Origin of the sequence: Psychrobacter sp. JCM 18900, assembly GCF_904846625.1 — a bacterium.
Lineage (GTDB): Bacteria > Pseudomonadota > Gammaproteobacteria > Pseudomonadales > Moraxellaceae > Psychrobacter.
Map to the genome: position 1 here is coordinate 505,045 of NZ_CAJHBL010000002.1, position 16,383 is coordinate 521,427.

The 16,383-nt window shown below is 43.7% G+C and carries 12 protein-coding genes; 8 read left to right on the plus strand and 4 right to left on the minus strand.

Annotation, left to right across the window (positions count from 1 at the left end; all coding sequences use genetic code 11):
* Positions 1-136 precede the first annotated feature (136 nt).
* From JMX96_RS05025 to mmsB, 6 genes are all read left to right on the plus strand, one after another.
* Positions 137-2,158 carry a propionate--CoA ligase gene (locus JMX96_RS05025; RefSeq protein WP_201567743.1) on the plus strand — a complete coding sequence of 674 codons (2,022 nt, stop codon included), beginning with the start codon at positions 137-139 and terminating at the stop codon, positions 2,156-2,158.
* Positions 2,159-2,502: 344 nt separating this feature from the next.
* On the plus strand, positions 2,503-3,987 hold the full coding sequence (locus JMX96_RS05030; protein WP_201567746.1) for a CoA-acylating methylmalonate-semialdehyde dehydrogenase: 1,485 nt from the start codon (positions 2,503-2,505) through the stop codon (positions 3,985-3,987).
* 219 nt (positions 3,988-4,206) lie between these two features.
* A complete protein-coding gene (locus JMX96_RS05035) occupies positions 4,207-5,367 on the plus strand; it encodes an acyl-CoA dehydrogenase family protein (protein ID WP_201567756.1) in 1,161 nt (386 codons plus the stop codon).
* A gap of 32 nt (positions 5,368-5,399) precedes the next feature.
* The gene (locus JMX96_RS05040) at positions 5,400-6,182 is read left to right on the plus strand and encodes an enoyl-CoA hydratase (RefSeq protein ID WP_201567758.1); all 783 of its coding nucleotides are present in this window, start codon (positions 5,400-5,402) and stop codon (positions 6,180-6,182) included.
* 55 nt (positions 6,183-6,237) lie between these two features.
* Positions 6,238-7,485, plus strand: coding sequence for an enoyl-CoA hydratase/isomerase family protein (locus JMX96_RS05045; RefSeq protein WP_201567760.1), 1,248 nt, complete (start codon positions 6,238-6,240; stop codon positions 7,483-7,485).
* Between the two features lie 131 nt (positions 7,486-7,616).
* The gene (gene mmsB, locus JMX96_RS05050) at positions 7,617-8,537 is read left to right on the plus strand and encodes a 3-hydroxyisobutyrate dehydrogenase (protein ID WP_227676924.1); all 921 of its coding nucleotides are present in this window, start codon (positions 7,617-7,619) and stop codon (positions 8,535-8,537) included.
* Between the two features lie 129 nt (positions 8,538-8,666).
* Here the strand turns inward: mmsB and JMX96_RS05055 are convergent, their stop codons facing one another.
* The gene (locus JMX96_RS05055; protein WP_201567770.1) at positions 8,667-9,425 is read right to left on the minus strand and encodes an IclR family transcriptional regulator; all 759 of its coding nucleotides are present in this window, start codon (positions 9,423-9,425) and stop codon (positions 8,667-8,669) included.
* A gap of 593 nt (positions 9,426-10,018) precedes the next feature.
* Between JMX96_RS05055 and JMX96_RS05060 the strand changes: the two genes are divergently transcribed.
* A complete protein-coding gene (locus JMX96_RS05060) occupies positions 10,019-10,891 on the plus strand; it encodes a hypothetical protein (RefSeq protein WP_201567772.1) in 873 nt (290 codons plus the stop codon).
* Between the two features lie 136 nt (positions 10,892-11,027).
* Here JMX96_RS05060 and JMX96_RS05065 read toward each other — a convergent pair whose 3' ends face one another.
* The 3 genes from JMX96_RS05065 to JMX96_RS05075 form a co-directional block, all read right to left on the minus strand.
* Positions 11,028-11,843, minus strand: coding sequence for a 4'-phosphopantetheinyl transferase family protein (locus JMX96_RS05065; protein ID WP_201567780.1), 816 nt, complete (start codon positions 11,841-11,843; stop codon positions 11,028-11,030).
* Positions 11,844-12,062: 219 nt separating this feature from the next.
* On the minus strand, positions 12,063-12,581 hold the full coding sequence (gene pal / locus JMX96_RS05070) for a peptidoglycan-associated lipoprotein Pal (RefSeq protein ID WP_191113710.1): 519 nt from the start codon (positions 12,579-12,581) through the stop codon (positions 12,063-12,065).
* A 141-nt stretch (positions 12,582-12,722) separates the two neighbouring features.
* Positions 12,723-13,331 (minus strand): DUF6231 family protein, encoded by a 609-nt coding sequence (locus JMX96_RS05075; protein ID WP_201567782.1) that lies wholly within the window; start codon positions 13,329-13,331, stop codon positions 12,723-12,725.
* Between the two features lie 434 nt (positions 13,332-13,765).
* Between JMX96_RS05075 and pepN the strand changes: the two genes are divergently transcribed.
* Positions 13,766-16,366: an aminopeptidase N gene (gene pepN / locus JMX96_RS05080; RefSeq protein ID WP_261863489.1), complete on the plus strand. Its 2,601-nt coding sequence runs from the start codon at positions 13,766-13,768 to the stop codon at positions 16,364-16,366.
* The last annotated feature ends 17 nt before the right edge of the window (positions 16,367-16,383 follow it).

A 16,383-nucleotide genomic window follows, 5' to 3' on the forward strand; every position in this document is an offset into this window, starting at 1 on the left:
TGAAGCATTTTAGAGTTGGTATCAGCCAGTTGCACGTAGACAGTGCGTTGCGAGGTGAATACCGTTATAACTTATTGAGTGCCTTAACTATAAAATACTATTGCCTCATTTCTCGTTTATGCTAAGGACAGCTACTATGAGCGACCATTCCCAATCCCCAGTTTCTACCCAAACGACAGACACGCCAAACTTCGCTGATATTTATCATGAGTCTATTACGGATCGAGAGCAGTTTTGGGCTGAGCAGGCGAAGCGTATCTATTGGCATAAAGAGCCTGAGCAAATTCTAGATGACAGTAATCTGCCTTTTGCCAAATGGTTTGTCGGCGGTGAGACCAATCTTTGTTATAACTGTGTCGATCGTCATCTGGCAGACCGTGCAGAGCAAGATGCTTTTGTGTGGGTGTCATCAGAAATTAATCAAGAATTGATAGAAACCTTTCCAGCAGTTGTTGATTCGTTTAAAGACCTTGGCAATAACGTTGAGTTTTATACAGACTATACCAAGCGCCGCCTGACTTATAATGACTTGTATAAAGAGGTTAATTATTTCGCCGATGTGCTACAGCGTCACGGTATTGGCAAGGGTGACCGTGTCATCATCTATATGCCAATGATATTAGAAGCAGCTTATGCCATGCTGGCGTGTGCGCGTATTGGTGCCGTCCATTCAGTCGTATTTGGTGGGTTTGCCGCCCATAACTTGGCTATCCGTATGGATGATGCCGAGGCCAAAATGGTCATCACAGTGGATGCAGGGCTACGCGGTGGTAAGGTCGTCAATTATAAAAATCTAGTCAATCAAGGCGTCGAGCAAGCGACTGTCAAGCCAGAGCATGTACTGGTGGTCAATCGCGGCATATTGCCATTTGAAACCAAAGCGATCGATGTTGATTATGCGACCGAGCGTCGCCATAGCTGTGAGGCCAATGCAGTCGTGGATCCAATTTGGCTTGAGTCAAACACCCCGTCCTATTTGCTTTATACTTCTGGTACTACTGGCACACCAAAAGGGGTGCAGCGCGATACGGGTGGTCATGCCGTCGCGTTGACGACGTCGATAGATTATGTCTATGACGGCAAGGCTGGCGAGACGTTCTGGGCAATATCTGATATTGGTTGGGCTGTCGGGCACTCTTATACGATCTATGCGCCGTTACTGGCGGGTATGACCAGTATTATGTATGAGGGCTTGCCGCATATGCCAAACCCTGGTATTTGGTGGCGTATTGTTGAAGCTAACAAAGTTAATATTTTGTTCACTGCACCCACAGGCGTGCGCATGCTCAAAAAACAAGACGAAAGCTGGATGACGCGTTACGATGTCTCCAGTGTGAAATCGTTCTTTTTGGCAGGTGAACCGCTTGATGAATCAACGGCTAGTTGGTTGACTCAGCACCTAGGCGTGCCAATTTTAGATCACTATTGGCAAACAGAATCTGGTTGGCCAATCTTGAGCCATACGCCAAAATTCAATCATAAGCCGCACAAGCAGGGGTCACCTGGTTACCCGATGTATGGCTATGAGGCACATGTCATCAACGAGGAAACGGGCGATCCTTGTCAGGCTGGCGAAAAAGGATTGCTTGCAATTAAAGCACCATTACCGCCTGGTTGTCTCACCACGGTATGGCGTAACGACGAGCGTTTTATCAGCAGCTACTTTGGTCTGTTTAATGGTCAGCAGTACTCAACCTCGGACTATGCAGTGACAGACGAAGAAGGGTATTTTTATATCTTAGGGCGTACCGATGACGTGATAAACGTTGCAGGACATCGTATAGGCACGCAAGAGATTGAAGAGGCAATCAGTACGCATCCAGAGATGGCAGAGTGTGCCGTAGTGGGTATTCAAGACGAGCTAAAAGGTGAGCTACCTATTGCATTCTGTGTCCTAAAAGATCAGACGCAAATTGAAACTACCGAAAACCGTTTCCGTATCGAGCAACAAGTGATAGGCGCTGTCGTCAAATCTTTGGGTGGCATCGCGCGACCAGCTGCTATCTACTTCCCGCAAGCACTGCCAAAGACTCGCTCGGGTAAAATCCTACGTCGATCAATTCGTGCGCTAGCGGAAAACCAGCCAACAGGAGATATGTCAACACTTGACAATCCTTCGGCCATTGATGCGATCAAGCAAGCGATGAAGGACTATTGATTGGTATAAATTAGCCTCATACAAAAATAGTGATGTTGTTCATCGCGTATCAAAGTCAGGTTAATCTCAAAAAGCTCATGAGTCATCATGGGCTTTTTTTGTTTTTGTTATTTAAACAATTTTTATAGGAACACGTGCCATCAAAATAAACTTAGATAAAATTTTGATAAAGCGCTTGACCATAAAAATGATTTATTGTTATAGTCAATAACGATACAAAATAAATCATTTTAAAATTCAATTTTTAACAATGTTTTATAGACAAACCCTCATCGCTTTTATTTTTCTAATAAATATCTAGGTGCCGTCACACGGTAGTCTCGCAAAAAAGATAAGGATATCTTATGCATCACGTTCAACAGCTCATTAATGGTCAGTTCGTACAATCAAATACCGACGAATGGATTGATATTACTGATCCAGCGACGCAAGAAGTCATCGCCAAAGTGCCACAAACCACCAATGATGAGATTAACCAAGCGGTCGCATCCGCACAGACAGCGTTTGAGACATGGCGAAAAACGCCAATTACCACGCGTGCGCGTATCTTTTTAAAGTATCAATCTCTGATTCGTGATCATATGGATGAGCTGGCAGAAATCTTGACCGCAGAGCAAGGCAAAACGATTGCAGATGCGCGTGGTGATGTGTTCCGTGGCCTAGAAGTGGTCGAACATGCCGCTGGTATTGCCAATCTGCAAATCGGCGATTTTGTAGAAAACGTTGCCTCAGGTGTCGATACTTATAGCATTTGGCAGCCACTTGGCGTTTGCGCTGGTATCACACCCTTTAACTTCCCAGCGATGATTCCGCTATGGATGTTCCCAATGGCGATCGCTACGGGTAATACATTTATCCTAAAACCGTCTGAACAGGATCCGATGGTGACTATGCGTCTGGTAGAGCTAGCGATTGAAGCGGGCGTACCTGAAGGCGTGCTAAACGTCGTACATGGTGGCAAGGCAACCGTCGATGCAATTTGTGACCATCCAGATATCAAAGCCGTCTCTTTTGTGGGCTCTACTCATGTAGGCAAACACGTCTATGAGCGTGCCAGTCAATCAGGTAAGCGTGCCCAGTGCATGATGGGTGCCAAAAACCATGGCGTTATCCTGCCTGATGCTAATAAAGAGCAAACGCTCAATCAGCTAGCAGGCGCAGCATTTGGTGCAGCGGGTCAACGCTGTATGGCGCTATCGGTCGTCGTACTAGTAGGCGCAGCTGGCGAGTGGATTGATGAGATTAAAGCCAAAGCAGAAAGTTTGGTCGTCTCAGCTGGTAAGCATGACAAAGACTTGGGTCCACTGATTTCGCCTGCGGCAAAAGCCCGTGTTGAGCATTTGATTAGAACTGGAGTAGAAGAGGGCGCGAGTTTAATTTTGGATGGTCGCGGAATTACCGTTGAAGGGTTCGAAAAGGGTAACTTCGTTGGGCCGACTATCTTTGATAATGTCACAAGTGATATGCAAATTTATCAACAAGAAATCTTTGGCCCAGTACTATGTATCATGCGTGCTAATAGCTTAGATGAAGCGATTGAACTACTGAATGCCAACCCACATGGCAATGGCACAGCGATATTTACTCAGTCAGGGGCGGCTGCACATAAATTCCAGCAAGACATTCAAGTAGGTCAAATCGGTATTAACTTGCCAATACCTGTGCCCCTACCAATGTTCTCATTCTCAGGCTCACGTGGTAGTAAGCTTGGTGACCTAGGGCCTTATGGCAAGCAAGCCGTCCAGTTTTATACTCAGACAAAGACAGTGACTGCGCGTTGGTTTGATGATGAAGCGAGCCGCGGTGTTAATACAACGATTTCAATTTAATCGTCAGCTCATTGTTTTATCAGTATGACATTTTGTGTTTTCGGTATGACGATAATGCGACTTGCGGTAATGTTGAACGCAATTTTATTATCGTTATACCGCTATCATGTCGCGCTAATGTCTTATAAAATCTCTGACCAACCTTTTTATTAGTATTTTTATTAATGTTTATCTGAGATTTAAGCCCTCTATTTGATCTATAAGAACAAGGATGACCCTATGGATTTTTCATTGACCGATGACCAAGTCGCCTTTCGCCAAACGGCTCGTCAGTTTGCGCAAAAAGAGCTCAAACCAAATGCTGCTGAATGGGATCGCAACTCGCATTTCCCAGTCGATATAATTAAAAAATCTGGTGAGCTTGGCTTTTTGGGACTGTATGCTAATCCAGAGTATGACGGCTTGGGCTTACCAAGACTTGACTCAGCAATGGTATTCGAAGAGCTTGCATGGGGCGATACGGCTGTAGCAGCGTATATGAGTATTCATAACATGGCTGCATGGATGATTGGCGAATATGGCAGCGATACTTTGTGCAAAAAATATCTACCCAATATGGTCAGTGGTGAGTGGCTTGGCAGCTATTGCCTAACAGAACCAAATGCAGGGTCTGATGCAGCCTCCTTACGTACCAAAGCGGAAAAGCAAGACGATCATTATGTACTGAATGGTGAAAAAACCTTTATTTCTGGCGCAGGCTCAACCGATGTATTGGTAGTGATGGCGCGTACGGGCGCGGCAGGGCCAAAAGGCGTGTCAGCGTTCGTCGTAGATGCCAATAGTACAGGTATCGAATATGGCAAAAACGAGCATAAAATGGGCTGGAAAGCACAGCCGACACGGACAATTAGCTTTAAAGATGTCAAAGTACCAGTAGAGAACTTGATAGGTGAGGAAGGCCAAGGCTTTCGTATCGCGATGAAAGGACTAGATGGTGGTCGTATTAATATCGGTATTTGTGCGGTAGGTACGGCACAAGCGGCGTTAGAGACCGCAACCAGTTACGTGCAAGAGCGCAGTCAATTTGGTAGCCCGATTGCTAGCTTACAATCGGTACAGTTTAAACTTGCTGATATGTTGACTCAGACCATTGCCGCGCGGCAAATGTTGTATCTAGCAGCTGATAAAGTCGATAACAACGATGGGCAAGCGTCTACCTACTGCGCGATGGCAAAACGTTTATCTACGGATCTTTGTTTCGATGTTGCCAATGAAGCTCTGCAGTTGCACGGCGGCTATGGTTATCTAAATGAGTATCCGCTTGAGCGCCATGTGCGAGACTTGCGTGTCCATCAAATCTTGGAAGGCACCAATGAGATCATGCGAGTGATTATTTCACGTCAGGTCTTGCAAGATGAAGGGTTAAGTCAACTGCGCTAATTTATCTGGATCTACTGAAACAAGGATGTTTTATGACAGAGTATACAAATCTACAGCTCTCAATTGATGGCCATACCGCAACATTGACGTTGAATAACCCACCGGCACATACGTGGACGATGGACAGTCTACATGCACTTAAGCAGCTCATTACCGACCTCAATGCCAACGATGATGTTTACGCATTAATCGTGCATGGAGATGGCGAAAAGTTCTTTTCAGCTGGTGCAGATTTAAATAATTTCTCAGACAGCGATAAAGGCCGTGCCATCAGCATGGCGATTGCATTTGGTGAGGCGTTTGAAGCATTGTCTGCCTATCGCGGTGTCAGTATTGCAGTTATCAATGGCTATGCGATGGGCGGCGGACTTGAGTGTGCGCTCGCATGTGATATCCGTATTGCAGAAGCGCACGCACGGATGGCATTGCCAGAGACAGGCGTAGGATTGTTGCCATGTGCTGGCGGCACACAAAATTTGCCTATGTTAGTAGGGGAAGGTTGGGCCAAACGCATGATACTGTGCGGTGAGCGGGTTGATGCAGATACGGCATTGCGTATTGGTTTGGTTGAAGAGGTCGCGCCCAAAGGTGATGGTTTGCAAATCGCTCAAGACTTAGCAAAAAAAGTCGCAAAGCAATCACCCGTTGCTGTCAGTTATTCCAAGCAACTCATTCAAGCGGCTAGAGACACTCCGCCTGCGCAAAATCTTATCCATGAGCGTGAAGCGTTCGTGAAGTTGTTTGATACCAAAGATCAGCGTGAAGGGGTACAGGCCTTTTTAGAAAAGCGTCAACCCAATTGGCAAAACAAATAAACAGCGGTCAAAACGCTTAAGCCATTTTTATTATTTAATTTTGTAGGTCACTTTTATGACAGCAGCTATGACAGCGACGAACGATACTAAACAAGAAGCACCTGTGTTATTTAATACTGAGTCGACAGATTGCGGGTATTTGATTGGTGTAATGACACTTAATACACCCAAATCACTTAATGCACTCAGCGTTGATATGTGTCAATTGCTCTCAGCGCAGTTAGAGCAGTGGCAAGCGGACGAGCAAGTGGTAGCGCTTGTATTAAAAGGTGCAGGGGATAAAGCGTTCTGTGCGGGCGGCGATATTCGTAAGCTCTATGACAGCATGTCTACCAGTGCACCAATGCCAAACCCGTATGCTACTGAGTTTTTTAGTCACGAGTATTGTCTCTATCGTCAAATGCACTTTTATCCGAAACCACTGATACTTTGGGGCGATGGTATCATCATGGGCGGCGGAATGGGGCTGATGGCAGGATGCAGTCATCGTCTGGTCACTGAGCGCACACGTTTCGCCATGCCTGAGGTTACTATTGGACTGTTCCCTGATGCTTCAGGCAGTTGGTTTTTACAACGTATGCCTGCCAAAGTGGGGTTGTTCTTAGGACTAACGGGAGCGATGTGCAATGGCAGCGATGCGCTATTGGCCAATCTGGCAGAGTATGCCGTTGCTAGCCATGATTATGACGCTGTCATGCAGCGCCTCAAACAGAGCGATTGGCAAACGGTAGATAGCGCTAGCCGTTCGAATAAGTGCCATGACAATAGTGCGCATAGTATTGTTAGCCGTGCACTTGCTGAACTACCTATTGCCGAACTGCCTGATAGTAAGCTTGCAATATATTGGCAACCTATTCAGCAACTAATGAATAGTGGTGGTCTGGCTGATATCGATGCGTTGCTACAAAGCGATGAAGCACTCATGCAGCTCAATAAAGACTTTGCAGCAGACAGCTGGACGCAGCGCGCAGTCGCAACCTATCGTCATGGTTGCCCAGTAACGGCCGCATTAACCTATGCGCTGTATCACAAAGTCGCTGACCTATCGATCGAACAAGTCCTGTATTTAGAGACCAATGTAGCAGTACATTGTGCGGCCAATCCTGATTTTAAAGAAGGCGTGCGGGCGCTATTGATTGATAAAGATAGAAATCCTAAATGGTCGCGTTCATTAGCAGACTGTCTAAGTGTAGAAGGACAAGCGTATATCGATGAACACTTTGTAAATCCTTATTCTAAAAACGAGCACCCTTTAGAAGGTTGGTTGGGTGATAACGCACTAGCTAGTCAAAGTGTCCGCTAACTGCCTAAAAGCACTCTATCAAGTAGAATATAAGCAAAATTCACTAATAAACACTGTTAAATAGTATGTAGCAATAGTTACATCATAAATCATCAAGGAGTGATGAGATGGGTACAAAGGATATAAGTACAATGAATAATGACCCTAGCAAACCAAATATTGCCTTTATTGGGCTTGGTAATATGGGTGCGCCAATGGCAGAGAACTTATTAAAGGCAGGTTACACGCTATCTGTCTTTGATTTGTCTGAGGTTGCAACCCAGCGCCTAGCACAAGCAGGGGCTAGTGTCGCAAAAAGTCCTAAAGATGCTGCAAGTAATGCTCAAGTTGTGATTAGTATGTTGCCTGCAGGTCAGCATGTACATTCGGTGTACTTGGGTGATAGTGGCTCTAATGGTCTGTTAGCAGAGTTACCAAAAGGCACGCTTGTGATTGACAGTAGTACGATTGCGGCAGCCGATGCAAGGACAGTAGCAGAGGCGGCAGATAAGCTTGGTATAGACTTCTTGGATGCACCAGTCTCTGGCGGTACAGGTGGGGCAGTTGCTGGTAGTTTGACCTTTATCATCGGTGGCGATGCTGCTGCTTTTGCTAAGGCTGAGCCAATACTTGCTGTGATGGGGAAAAATATCTTTCATGCTGGCGAGCACGGCGCAGGACAAGTCGCAAAAATCTGCAACAATATGCTGCTAGGTATTCTGATGGCAGGAACGGCAGAAGCAATTAATCTAGGCGTCAAGAATGGTTTAGACCCCAAGGTACTATCAGACATTATGCTACAGAGCTCAGGGCGTAACTGGACACTAGAAGTTTATAATCCTTATCCAAAAGTCATGGAAAATGTGCCTTCTAGTAATGGCTATCAAGGCGGCTTTATGAGCAAATTGATGCAAAAAGATCTGAACCTTGCGATGCAGACAGCTCAAGACACTGAAGTAGACACGCCAATGGGTGCCAAAGCAACAGAGCTATACGCATCACATGCTGTAGAGAATGGTGATAAAGACTTTTCTAGTATTATCGGACGTCATGATGTCTCATTATTGTCTTAAACATACTAATATTAAGAATTTTTCGTATCACTAGTAGGTGGCATTAATTAAGAGAATGCATTTGCTAAAAAGAAAAAGGTCTACGCTAAAATCATAGCGTAGACCTTTTTTAATGGGCAATAGATAGTATTAGCTTTGTAGATCGTAGACGAGCGTTTGAACGTCTTGCGCTGCTTTTTGTAGGCGTGGTACATGAGCTAGCAGATCGTCAAGTGATACCCGTATGGTTGGTGCATGCAGATAGAGAGAAGCCAGATAGCGTTGCTTTTTATCCAAGATAGGTACAGCGACTGCGACCATCTCAGAGATAAACTCCTCATTGTCGATGCCGATACCAGTATCAGCAATGCGATCAAGCTCGGCATTTAATACATCGATATCAGTAATCGTATTCTTAGTAAACTTATCTAATGGTAACCCTTGTAGTATTTTCATACGGCTAGTTGTAGATAGTTGGCTTAGATAGAGTTTGCCAGTCGCTGTACACCACATAGGTGACTTTGCCCCGACAGGAAGATAAATCTGTAGTGGCAAGGTCGTCTGAGCACGGTTGGTATAGATCATATTCATATGATAGGGAATGCCAATACCGCAAGTTTCTTTAAGCTCATCAACCAGTTTTTGCAAAATCATCTGTCGCTCGTTAAAGAACAGTCGTTGTTGCCATAGCTCAACGCTTAAATTACGTACGCGCTTACCAGGGATAATGCCGCCACCAATATCAACAGTCAAAAAACCATCATCAACCAAGTTTTGAATCAATCTATGAATGGTTGGTTTAGGTATATCTAGCTCTTGTGAAAGCTCGAGTGGAGAAAGCGGTTTTGAAGCATAGGACACTGCTTCGATGATTTCTAGTACACGGGTAATCGACGATACTTTAGGCATATATATGGCTCATTAGGAGTAAAGAAATAGACCAGGCAGCATCACAAGGTTTTCATAAATAAGACAAATAGTGACAATACTGACGTTCTATAACAAATCTATTATAACAACTAATTTAGCATAATATTCGCTTGAGGCAAGCGTTAGTCGCGTTATATGAGATCATTTATATCGTTTTATTTGTTAGCGTAGATTTTCTCATGTAAGTAACAATAGATACGTCAACTCACAAGGCACACTATTCTGTAAGGTTAAGCCATATAACTGTCATTGATTCAAAGTGCGTTCTAGACAATTATGTGGACATGTTTTGCAATACCCTTACATAAACATTAAGCAAGCGAAGTCTCATGTTTACGCTGTTTGGTTACTTTAAGGACGTTATGTAACATAAAGGCGAATTTTTGCAGATTGGTGTAGCAATTATTACAGTACCTATGCAATCTTTACATAATGGCAAATAAAAACAGCATCAGTAGGGGTGACTTTTTAAGTCAGAATTGTTTTAATCACCTCAACAAAATGATGGTTTAACAAAAGCACAATCATCGTTTTTTATGGGCGGGTTTATTTCACACTTTAGGAGAATAATTATGAAATTGATTAAATTGACGGCAATCTCTGCTGCTGTTCTAGCATCAACTGCTGCATTAGCTGCTGATCCAGTTATCGTTGTTGATGACAATGCTGCAGTTGCATATGAAGCTGAGCCAGTCGCTGTAGCTTATCAAGCAGAACCTGCTTCTTATGCATACGATGCTAACGCTGGTGTAGTAAGCAACACTACTGGCGCTGTTGTTGGTGGCACTAAAGGCTTCTTCAATAAAGTAGTAAACCCAGCATCAGTTAGCGCTGAAGTTGGTACTCTAGGTTATGGTGCGAACATCGGTTGGTCACTTAACGAAAAAACTGAATTGCAAGCTGGTTGGGCAGGTGGCGATGTAGCTGACCTTTTCGGCGGTGATTTCGATGCAGACGACGTAAACTATGATGTAGATGCTGACTTTAGTAACCCATACCTAGGTGTACAATTACGTCCTACTGGTAACTGGTTCACAGTTGGTGCTGGTATCATCGTTCCAGACAACGATTTTGATGTAACTGCTAACTCTGAAGGACCAAACTTCAGAATCGACAACGTTGATTACAACGCTAGTGAAACTGGTACCCTACAAGGTACTATGGAGCATCGTAACAAACTAGCTCCTTATGCGACTGTTGGCTTCCGTCCAAACATCACAAATAACTTCGGTCTATTTGGTGAAATTGGCGCAGCTTATATGGGTAAAACAGATGCTACCGTTACTTCAAGTAATGCAGATGCAGATGTAACAGCAACTACGGTAAATGGTACTACTACTGTTAAAGGTAGTGATGTAGCCAAAGCTGCTGAGCAAGAGCTAGAAGATAAAGACTGGTTAGAGTGGTTGCCAATCGTTAAAGTTGGTGCAACTTACCGTTTCTAATCTAATCACAGTTTAAATACTGTCATTAGTAGAAAACAAAAAAACGATCCTTTTTAGGGTCGTTTTTTTATGCCTAAAATAAAGTATTAAAAGGTATTCTAAAAATCAGGTTTGAACTTTACTGAAAAAACTCTGCTCAAAAAACGATGACAGTCTGCTGTGATTGTAACGTGGCAATATGATAAATAGATTGGTAATCTATGTTCTTAATATCAGTGATTACAGAAGAAGCGTTAATCTCTCTATTATTTTCAATCAAGCTAGGAATAAGGTGAGAGTAATCCATACCCAAACCTTGAGCTAATGTATATTGGTTCACTTTGATAAAGCTTTCTTTTATTTGCCATAACAGTTTGGCAGTGCGTTCTCTCTGATCTGTAGATAGCTCCTGTAAAATAGCCAACTCGCTCTTTGAATAGAAACGTTTGACTACATGCCATGCAATATTATTGGCCTCTATATCGATACCAGCAGGGCGCTGACAACTAATAACGACCGCTATTTTACTGTGTAAACGCGTAAAATTTGTCTGATTCGATTCTGTAGTTTGCTTTGAGCTACCAGCTCCTGTATGGCTAAAGCATACATAATGCTGACTGTTGACGAGCCGATAGGGAAAGCTTGACTCATCCAAGGTGTCATCTATTTCTAATTTTTTGAGCAGCTTTTGCAATAGTTGCCTGACGCCTTGCCTCTGCTGCTGACGTTGTTTACGCGCTAGAGCAGGTACTGAGTGTCTAGGTGCTGCTGTCGCCACCTGATAGTACCAATTTAGGCTATTGAACTTGATGATGTCTTTACATGGCGTATTACATGATGATAACCATAATGACTTGTTCCACAAGCTTCCAGTGATTAAATGACTCACTGACTCGCTCACTTGAGCCGTCACACACCATGTCGTGGTGTCGAGTTGAGTGTACTGTATCTGGGTAAGGTTGGAAGTCGGCATATATTACTAGTCATCAAAAACGATTATTATAGAATTGAATATATAAGAATGTGTAAGTTTGAACGTAATGTATTTGAGATGTAGATAGTTATATCTCAATTGCTATATTTAAATAGTTTATATCTAATTAACCTACTAAAAATCCAAAAAGCCCAGCAATATACTCTTGCTGGGCTTTTATTAAATTATCGAACGCTATAAATAACGCTAAATCACAATTTAGTAAGACAGCTCAGCACGACGGTTTTGTGCATACGCGTCTTCTGTGTTGCCAGCTGCTGCAGGGCGCTCTTCGCCATAGCTAATGACACGGATGTTGTTTGCAGTGACACCTTGAGCAGCAAGGTAGTTACGAGCAGCTTGTGCGCGTCGCTCACCTAGTGCCATGTTGTATTCACGGCTACCGCGCTCATCAGTGTGACCTGCGATAACGACAGTCGCTGCTGGGTTTGAATTTAGCAGGCTTACGTGTTGGTTAAGGACGCTCGCTGATTGAGCAGTAATTTCGCTGCTATCAAAGGCAAAGTAGACCACTGCTTGAATATTCTCAGCGCCTGTAATGACAGCGTTTGAGTTATCAACGATAACCGCACCATTGTAGCCAACTTGTCCACCTGGAATACCTAGTGGGGCAACGACAACTTCTGAGGTAGAACGCTTGGTAGCACAACCGGTGGTTATTGCAACAGCGCTTGATAGCACAGCAAGAACAGCGATCTTAGAAAAACTGATTGACATGACGAGCTCCTAAAATTTTAATTAAATTTGTTTTTTTAAACTGCTTCCGATAAAACTTAGGCAATCTCTATCTATAATATACTAAATGTTAATTTATGTAAGTATTTTTACTGTAAATTACGATAGATAAAATCGAGCGTATTACCAGCGGTGCTTGCCCCAGTTTTCAGGGTTGGCCCAGTAGTCAGCATTGAGCCAATTTGGCAGTTGTTTGTAGTCATATAGATTAAATTGCCAAAGCGTCGCAGTAACGGTTGATGAGGTAATAGATTGAATATCATCAATATTTAGAGATGGCTCACTCAATATATCAAATGGCGTAAAGCCATAAGGTTTCAAATCTATCGAGCTGTCCAATGCAATAAGCAAGTGCGCGGCATACAGGTCACGATAGCGCATGAGTAGCGGCACATAGTGTTGAGTCAGCTCTTCTGACAAGGTGGGTAGCCAAAAGCAAGCAAGCTCATAACGATCGGGTACGTGTTGTTTAGCAAGATCTGATAACGTTGATAATTTTTGTGCGTTCAGCCTCGCTTCAGTGTTCTCATTAGTAGATGTAGTATCGTCAAGTTGGGCTTGTAGTGCTAATAAGTCCGCATTGTTATGTGCTACCCATAATGCTTCACTATTATCTTTGCTATGTTCAGGTGATAGTTCTGTCTGAGTCGTCAGTGAGGGTAGTAGCGCGTCAACATACTCTATAAGCAAAGGTAGGGTAATGTCTGCGCGTTTCACCGTATTTTTTGTCATATAATAAGCCGTTAGTTAAATGATTGGTCATCAGTATGACTATTAAATCATTTTCAACGACATTATCCAATTGATAACGTATGTTTCATATTTAAATCATATTGAACCGACGATATCTTATTCTACATACTTGAAATTTGGCGATTTAGGTCAATCTAGCTATAAGCTTGATGAGAAAATCAATTTAGTAATAAAAACTAGCTTAATCATTGCAAAGTTTTGTGTATGTGCTTAGCTTATTAAGCGCTTAGCTGATTAGTTAACCTAGAGATAAAGCCTTTATTTACACTATTGCCTTTTGCAAATAGCGAAATGATACTACTCATTATTATATTATTAACCCCTAGTAAAAATAACTTATAACCAAACCACCGATAATAATAGGACACCATATGTCTACTGTTGAAACTGATGCACAAATCATCAATCCTGAAATGCCAGATGTGCCGCCACATGCGCCAAGTAAGATTAACTTAAAAGACTATACGAAACCAAGTTTTGATGTCGAGACAGTACATTTAGATATTAAGCTGTTCGAAGACTATGCGCAGGTAGACAGTACGCTTGAGATGGTACGTCAAACGGCAGGGGATATTGTCTTATTTGGTGAATCATTAGAGCTGCTAACGATTACGATGAATGGTAAGCCGTTGACCACTGAGGATTATCAGCAGGAAGTGGGTAAGCTGACGATTTATAATACCCCTGAGCGAGCTACTTTAGATATTCAGGTGCGTATCTGCCCACAGACTAATACGGCGCTTGAAGGCTTATATATGGCGGGCAGTGGCGACGACACGATGTTTGTGACGCAGTGCGAGCCAGAAGGTTTCCGTAAGATTACTTTTTATCCGGATCGCCCTGATGTGTTGGCGATATTTACCACACGACTTGAAGCAGATAAGCGCTATCCGACGTTATTGGCCAATGGTAACTTAGTCGAAGCAGGTGAAGTAGCCAATGAGCCCGACCGTCATTATGCCATCTGGCACGATCCAACCAATAAGCCAAGCTATTTATTTGCCTGTGTGGTTGCTGATTTAGATGTATTGACAGATTCTTATACGACTAGCGAAGGTCGAGAAGTGTTGCTTGAGTTGTATGCCAAGTCTGCTGATATCGATAAATGCGATGTCGGTATGCAAGCCCTAAAAGATGCTATGAAGTGGGATGAGGTCAATTACGGGCGAGCCTACGATCTAGATCGTTACATGATTGTGGCGGTCAGCCAATTCAATATGGGTGCAATGGAAAATAAGGGTTTGAATATTTTTAACACCGCTTGTGTGTTATCTAGCCCTGAAACAACCACCGATGCACGCAGTTTTAGCGTAAAAGCTATTATTGCTCATGAGTATTTTCATAACTGGACTGGCAACCGTATTACTTGCCGTGATTGGTTTCAGCTGTGCTTGAAAGAAGGCTTTACCGTTTACCGTGATCAGTCATTCTCAGCAGATCAACAGTCAAGTGCGGTACAGCGCATTGATGACGTAGCCACCCTACGTGCACATCAATTCAGCGAAGATGCAGGTCCATTAGCGCACCCAGTGCGTCCAGAAAGTTTTGTTGAGATTAATAACTTTTATACGACGACTGTCTATGAGAAAGGCGCTGAAATTGTGCGTATGATTGCCAATACGTTAGGGCCAGATGATTTCCGCAAAGGAACAGATGAGTATTTCCGTCGCTATGATGGACAAGCGGTAACAGTTGAGGACTTTTTATCAGCGCTGAGTATCACTGATGACAAAATCGAGAATTTCATTGATTGGTATCGTCAGCCTGGTACGCCAGTGGTATCAGGTTCTCAAACCTATGATAGCGCAGCACAGACGCTGACTATTACTTTGAATCAGCAAACACGCCATGTCAAAGGCTTTGATGCACCAAAACCATTGCCAATACCTGTAGCAACCGCCTTATTTGACAAAGACTCAGGCGCTATCGTTGCTGAGCGTATGTTGTTGCTTGACGAGGCGACGCAAACCTTTGTCTTTGAAAATGTCGCAAGCGAGCCTGTTGTGTCATTACTGCGTGATTTTAGTGCACCAGTACAGCTCAGCTATGACTACCAAGATGCAGACTTAGCGTTTTTGCTTAAGCATGAAACCAATGGGTTTAACCGCTGGCAGGTTACTCAAATGCTGGTAAATCGTATTTTGCTGCAAGGCCAAGGTACGAAGAGCAGCCCTGGTGTATACTTAGAAGCATTGGCGCAGACATTACCTGTCTTAGCCGCTGACGATGCGATGCTAGCAGCACGATTGCTTGATATTCCATCAGCGCAAGAGTTGGCTTCTGCTATTTCTAAAGACTACGATCCAGTGTTGGTTAAAGAGCAGCGCGATGGGCTATACAAGCAAGTAGCTGATAAGTTAAAAGGCCAGTGGGCTGAGCTGTATAATAACCTGCCAATACAGTCTTATGAGGATAGCGCTGAAGCTCGAGGCATTCGTGCGCTGCGTAATGTCGTGCTTGATATGGCGTTGACTGCCAATGTAGATGATGCAGCAGACTGGGCACAGCAGCAGTATGAGAATGCCAGCTGTATGACTGAGCGCTTTGGTGCATTGAAAGCCATGGTCAATCACCAATTGGTAGAAGCGGATGAGTACTTGGCTGATTTTTACGAGCGTTTCCAAGCAAACGATCTGGTTATCGATTTGTGGTTTAGTATACAAGCTGCCGCTGACGATGTGACACCTGATATGGTCAAGTCACTACTGACGCACACGGACTTTGATTGGAATACGCCTAACCGTGTCCGTTCGGTCATCAGTGCTTTTAGCTCGCAACCGACGGTACTTTGGACGGCAGAAGGTCTAGAGATGTATACAGGCGTGATTCAGAAATTAGATGATGCCAACCCTGTATTAGCATCGCGCTTACTGCAAGTACTGGCTCGCTGGAATACGTTGGCTGAGCCTCGTCGTCAAATGGCGCATGAGCAGCTGATAGATTTACAAAAGAATGTCTCATCTAAGCATGTGCTCGAAAGCTTGGAGAGTGTATTAGGTGCTGCAAATAGTTAATTGAGAGCAGTATGAAG

Excerpts from the sequence above, each read along its gene's own strand:
- JMX96_RS05055 (WP_201567770.1), bottom strand. The coding sequence starts at position 9,425 with ATGCCTAAAGTATCGTCGATTACCCGTGTACTAGAAATCATCGAAGCA.
- JMX96_RS05035 (WP_201567756.1), top strand. The coding sequence starts at position 4,207 with ATGGATTTTTCATTGACCGATGACCAAGTCGCCTTTCGCCAAACGGCT.
- JMX96_RS05075 (WP_201567782.1), bottom strand. The coding sequence starts at position 13,331 with ATGACAAAAAATACGGTGAAACGCGCAGACATTACCCTACCTTTGCTT.
- JMX96_RS05065 (WP_201567780.1), bottom strand. The coding sequence starts at position 11,843 with ATGCCGACTTCCAACCTTACCCAGATACAGTACACTCAACTCGACACC.
- JMX96_RS05060 (WP_201567772.1), top strand. The coding sequence starts at position 10,019 with ATGAAATTGATTAAATTGACGGCAATCTCTGCTGCTGTTCTAGCATCA.
- pepN (WP_261863489.1), top strand. The coding sequence starts at position 13,766 with ATGCCAGATGTGCCGCCACATGCGCCAAGTAAGATTAACTTAAAAGAC.
- JMX96_RS05030 (WP_201567746.1), top strand. The coding sequence starts at position 2,503 with ATGCATCACGTTCAACAGCTCATTAATGGTCAGTTCGTACAATCAAAT.
- JMX96_RS05025 (WP_201567743.1), top strand. The coding sequence starts at position 137 with ATGAGCGACCATTCCCAATCCCCAGTTTCTACCCAAACGACAGACACG.
- mmsB (WP_227676924.1), top strand. The coding sequence starts at position 7,617 with ATGAATAATGACCCTAGCAAACCAAATATTGCCTTTATTGGGCTTGGT.
- pal (WP_191113710.1), bottom strand. The coding sequence starts at position 12,581 with ATGTCAATCAGTTTTTCTAAGATCGCTGTTCTTGCTGTGCTATCAAGC.
- JMX96_RS05040 (WP_201567758.1), top strand. The coding sequence starts at position 5,400 with ATGACAGAGTATACAAATCTACAGCTCTCAATTGATGGCCATACCGCA.
- JMX96_RS05045 (WP_201567760.1), top strand. The coding sequence starts at position 6,238 with ATGACAGCAGCTATGACAGCGACGAACGATACTAAACAAGAAGCACCT.